Annotated in this window: 4 protein-coding genes; 2 read left to right on the top strand and 2 right to left on the bottom strand. The window is 67.2% G+C overall.

The genetic code is table 11. From position 1 onward, the window contains the following. Window positions 1-84 precede the first annotated feature (84 nt). Both glpK and RWX45_RS09795 read right to left on the bottom strand, forming a co-directional pair. Entirely contained in the window at window positions 85-1,623 is a 1,539-nt protein-coding gene (glpK, locus tag RWX45_RS09800; RefSeq protein ID WP_316023541.1) for a glycerol kinase GlpK, read from the bottom strand. A gap of 45 nt (window positions 1,624-1,668) precedes the next feature. Continuing rightward, window positions 1,669-2,403: an MIP/aquaporin family protein gene (locus RWX45_RS09795; protein WP_316023540.1), complete on the bottom strand. Its 735-nt coding sequence runs from the start codon at window positions 2,401-2,403 to the stop codon at window positions 1,669-1,671. Window positions 2,404-2,851: 448 nt separating this feature from the next. On the opposite strand from RWX45_RS09795, the gene glpA reads away from it, so the two are divergent. Beyond that, the gene (gene glpA, locus RWX45_RS09790; RefSeq protein ID WP_316023539.1) at window positions 2,852-4,576 is read left to right on the top strand and encodes an anaerobic glycerol-3-phosphate dehydrogenase subunit GlpA; all 1,725 of its coding nucleotides are present in this window, start codon (window positions 2,852-2,854) and stop codon (window positions 4,574-4,576) included. Then, the coding region (locus tag RWX45_RS09785) for an FAD-dependent oxidoreductase (protein ID WP_316023542.1) at window positions 4,573-4,742 on the top strand (170 nt) is incomplete at its 3' end. The genes glpA and RWX45_RS09785, both read left to right, overlap by 4 nt.

Here is a 4,742-nt window from a genome sequence, read left to right as displayed (position 1 = left end):
TCCCCGGCACGAGCAGAACTCGTGCCGGGGATCCGGACTTGCCTCCCTCACAGGTGCGAGAGGGCTATTGGCGTGTCGCGGGCGTCACTTGACGTCGTCGTCGACCCAGTCGAAGGTGCGGGTGACGGCCTTCTTCCACAGCCGGTAGGTGCGGTCGCGCTCGGCGGTATCCATGGACGGCGTCCAGCGCTTGCCCTCCTGCCAGTTGGCTACGACGTCCTCGGTGCCGTTCCAGAAGCCCACCGCGATACCGGCGGCGTAGGCGGCCCCCAGCGCGGTGGTTTCGGCCACCACGGGCTGGATGACGTCGACGCCGCACAGGTCGGCCTGGAACTGCATGACCAGGTCATCGTTGGTCATGCCGCCGTCGACCTTGAGCTCCTTGAGCGGGACGCCGGTGTCGGCGTTGATCGCGTCGAGCAGCTCGGCGGACTGGAAGGCGGTGGACTCCTCCACGGCGCGGGCGATGTGGCCCTTGGTGGCGTAGCGGGTCAGGCCCACGATTGCGCCGCGGGCGTCGTCGCGCCAGTAGGGGGCGAACAGGCCGGAGAAGGCGGGCACGAAGTACACCCCGCCGTTGTCCTCCACCGTCTGCGCCAGTGCTTGAATGTCGCTCGACTTCTCGATCATGCCGAGGTTGTCGCGCAGCCACTGCACCAGAGAACCCGCCACGGCGATGGAGCCCTCCAGTGCATAGACCGGCTTGGCGTCACCGAGCTTGTACAGCACCGTGGTCAGCAGTCCGTTCTTGGAGAAGACGGGCTCCTCACCGGTGTTCATGAGCATGAAGCAGCCGGTGCCGTAGGTGTTCTTGGCCGTGCCGACCTCGAAGCAGGCCTGCCCGAAGGTGGCGGCCTGCTGGTCGCCGAGGATCCCGGAGATCGGGGTGTCGATGAGCAGGCCGTTCTTGCGGCCGTATCCGTAGATCTCGGAGGAGGACTTGATCTCCGGGAGCATCGACATGGGGATGCCGAAGTCGGCGCAGATGTCCTCGCGCCACTGCAACGTGCGCACGTCCATGAGCAGCGTGCGCGAGGCGTTGGTGACGTCGGTGACGTGCACGCCGCCGTTAACACCACCGGTCAGGTTCCACACCACCCAGGTGTCGGGGGTGCCGAAGAGCAGGTCGCCCGCCTCGGCCTTCTCCCGGGCCCCGGGCACGTTGTCCAGAATCCACTTGACCTTCGTGGCCGAGGGGTAGGTGGAGATGTTCTCACCGGTGATCTGCCGGTAGCGCTCGGTGCCCAGCGGGTCGCCGGCGGCGATTTCACGGACAATCGGCGCGGTGCGAGTGTCCTGCCAGACGATGGCGTTGTAGATCGGCTCACCGGTGTTCTTGTCCCACACGATGCTGGTTTCACGCTGGTTGGTGATGCCGACGGCGGCCAGCGAGTGGCGGTTGATCTCCGCCTTCTGCAGCGCCTCGGCGACGACGGCGCGCACCGACTCCCAGATCTCGACCGGGTCGTGCTCGACCCAGCCGGGGTTGGGGAAGATCTGGGTGAACTCCTTCTGCCCCACGGAAACGATCTGGCCGGAGTGGTTGAAGATGATGGCGCGGCTGGACGTAGTGCCCTGGTCGATCGCCAGGACGTACTTCTCAGTCTCGGTTGCTTCAGTCATGGACGAGTCCTTTCATGTCACGTCGTTGTGATTGCGGGGCAGGCGTCAGAACAGCCCAGCCATGTTGGGGATGAGCAGCCCGGCGACGACGCCGCCGATGATCGGACCGATCACCGGCACCCAGGAGTAGGCCCAGTCCGAGGCCCCCTTGCCCTTGATCGGCAGAATGGCGTGCGCGATGCGGGGGCCGAGGTCACGAGCGGGGTTGATGGCGTATCCGGTGGGCCCACCAAGGCTCAGGCCGATGGCCACGATGACGAAGCCGACGGCCAGAGGGCCGAGCTCGGAGGGCGACTTGCCGTTGTAGAGCACCCAGGCCACCAGGGCGAAGGTGCCGATGGCCTCGGTGACGACGTTCCAACCGTAGGAGCGGATACCGGGGCCGGTGGAGAAGCAAGCGAGCTTGGCGTCGGCGGGCGCCTCCTCGTCGAAGTGCTTCTTGTAGGCGAGCCAGGCGCAAATGGCACCGACGAAGGCGCCGAGCATCTGCGCGATGATGTAGACGATGATGTTCGTCGCCGTCGCGGGGACGCCGGCCGCCAAATCTTTGCCAGCAACGGCCAGGCCGATGGTGACTGCCGGGTTGAGGTGACCGCCGGTGGCGTAGGCGGCGTACACACCCATGAAGACCGCCAAGCCCCATCCGAAGGCAATGACGATCCAGCCAGAGGCCTGAGCCTTTGACTTGGGCAGGTTGACCGCGGCACAGACGCCGGCTCCGAAGAGGATGAGGATTAAGGTCCCGAAGAACTCCGAGAGGAAGATCTGGGCGAGACTCATGGCCTGCTCACTTTCTGCACGACAGCGTGCTCGATGTGTCGGGCGAACGGCGTATTGCCGCCCGCGTTCCACGAAGGATCGGGCGGAGTCGTGGCAACGCCCGAACAGACAAAAAGTACTCGACGCCACAGCGAATGACGGAGTGCCTCGCCGGTTCGAACGAGTGTTAGTGAGGAGAAGCTCAGTTGTGAATTCGGCGTAGTTGCAGGGGAAAATATGTGTTTGCGCGGTTGTGACAGGAAATAGGTGCGTATCGCCGTGTCGCCAGATGAACGTTTGTCCATTCCGCGTGCACGAGTTCCACACGGCGTGTAGTCATAAAAAAGACAGTTCAGATGGGCGCGCCGCCGCCCTCCGGTCGGTCCGGCGACTGCACCGGCAGGGTCGGTTAAATGCCCGTCAATTGCCTGGGCAATGCCCAGCCACAACGGACGAGGAGGTCCCCCAAGTGAGAACCATGACTGCCGACGTCGTCGTGGTTGGCGGCGGCGCCACCGGCGTCGGTGTGGCGCGCGACGCGGCCATGCGCGGCATGCGCGTGGTGCTGTTGGAGCGTGCCGACCTCGCCCAGGGAACCTCCGGCCGCTTCCACGGCCTACTGCACTCCGGTGGCCGCTACGTGGTCTCCGACCCCGGCTCGGCGCGCGAGTGCGCCGAGGAGAACGGCATTATCGCCCGCATCCACGCCGACGCCGTCGAACTCACCGGCGGCATGTTCGTGGTCGGTCCCGAGGACGACCTGGAGTTCTCCGACCGCTTCCTCGTGGGGGCCCGGGAGGCCGGCGTGGCCTGCGAGGAGCTCAGCCTGTCGGAAGCGCTGCGGCAGGAGCCCCGCCTCAACCCCGGCATTAAGCGCGCCTTCGCCGTGGGTGACGGGGCCATTGACGGCTGGCAGATGGTGTGGGGCGCGGCCCGCTCCGCCCGCGAGTACGGCGCCACCATCCTCACCTACCACGAGGTCACCGATCTGGTTGTTGAGGGAGAGGGCCCCGACCGCCGCGTCGTCGCTGTGCGCGCCCACGGCCTCAAGACCGGTGAGGACCTCACCGTTTCCTGCGCCATGGTCGTCAATGCGGCTGGCCCCTGGGGCGGCAAGCTCGCCGCCATGGCCGGTTCCGAGGCCGTGGAGATCGTCGCCGGCGCCGGCATCATGGTGGCGGTCAACCACCGTATCGTCAACCACGTCATCAACCGCTGCGTGCGCCCCTCCGACGGCGACATCATCGTCCCCGACCACACGGTCTCCATCATCGGCACCACCGATCGCCGCGTCCCCGATCCCGATCACCTCGCGATCCCCCGCGAGGAGGTCGCCCAGATGCTCGACGCCGGCGAGGCGCTCATTCCCGGTTTCCGGCAGACGCGCCCCCTGCACGCCTGGGTGGGCGCCCGCCCCCTGGTACGCGACAAGCGCGTGGCCGGCACCGACACCCGCCACATGAGCCGCGGCATGACCGTCCTGCGGCACAGCGAGGCTGAAGGGCTGGCCGGGTTGGTCACCGTGGCCGGCGGCAAACTTACCACCTACCGGCTCATGGCCAAGAACACCGTCGACGCCATCTGCGAAGAACTCGGCATCAACCGCCCCTGCACCACTGCTGCCGAGGCCGTACCCGGCTCCGAATCCGGCCGCAATTACCGCATCACCCACCGCTTGGCCGCCCGGGAGAAGGATCGGCTGGAGAACCAGACGATCTGCGAGTGCGAGCTGGTCACCCGCAAGATGCTCACCGAACTCATGGATGAGCAGCCCGACGCCTCCTTCGACGATCTGCGTCGCCAACTGCGCATCGGCATGGGCCCCTGCCAAGGGGGATTCTGCGCCGCCCGCGTCGCCGGCGTGCACGTATGCCGCGGACGGGTCGACGCCGCCGGCGCCACCGAGCTGTTGCGTACCTTCCTGCGCCACCGGTGGATTGGGTTGTGGTCGATTATTCACGGTGAGCAGATCCGTGAAACCGCCCTCGACTTCTGGATGCTGCAGGGCACCCTCGACATCGAGGACCTGCCGACCACCGCGCGCCCCGCCGCTGCCGCCACCCCCATCGAAGGGGCCGAGGACGGCGAGCAGCTGCCGGAGGAACTGGCTGCGGCACTGGCCGCCCTGGACGCCCCACCCGGCTTCGATTCTGGCGCCACCGTCGGCGCTGCGATGGAGGAGGTTCGCGCATGAGCAGCGACGTCGTCGTCATTGGGGCCGGGATCTCCGGCTATGCCGCGGCCCTGCGGCTGCGCCGGGCCGGCGCCACCGTCACCTTGGTCACCAAGGGCATGGGCGGGCTGGCCCTGTCGCCCGGCACCATCGACGTCCTGGGGCGCCTGGGGGGCGCCGCCGGACC

This window comes from Actinomyces sp. MRS3W, from assembly GCF_032465695.1.
Classification (GTDB): domain Bacteria; phylum Actinomycetota; class Actinomycetes; order Actinomycetales; family Actinomycetaceae; genus Actinomyces.
The sequence above is the reverse complement of the archived record's forward strand: the minus strand, read 5'-3'. Positions and strand labels throughout refer to the sequence as shown.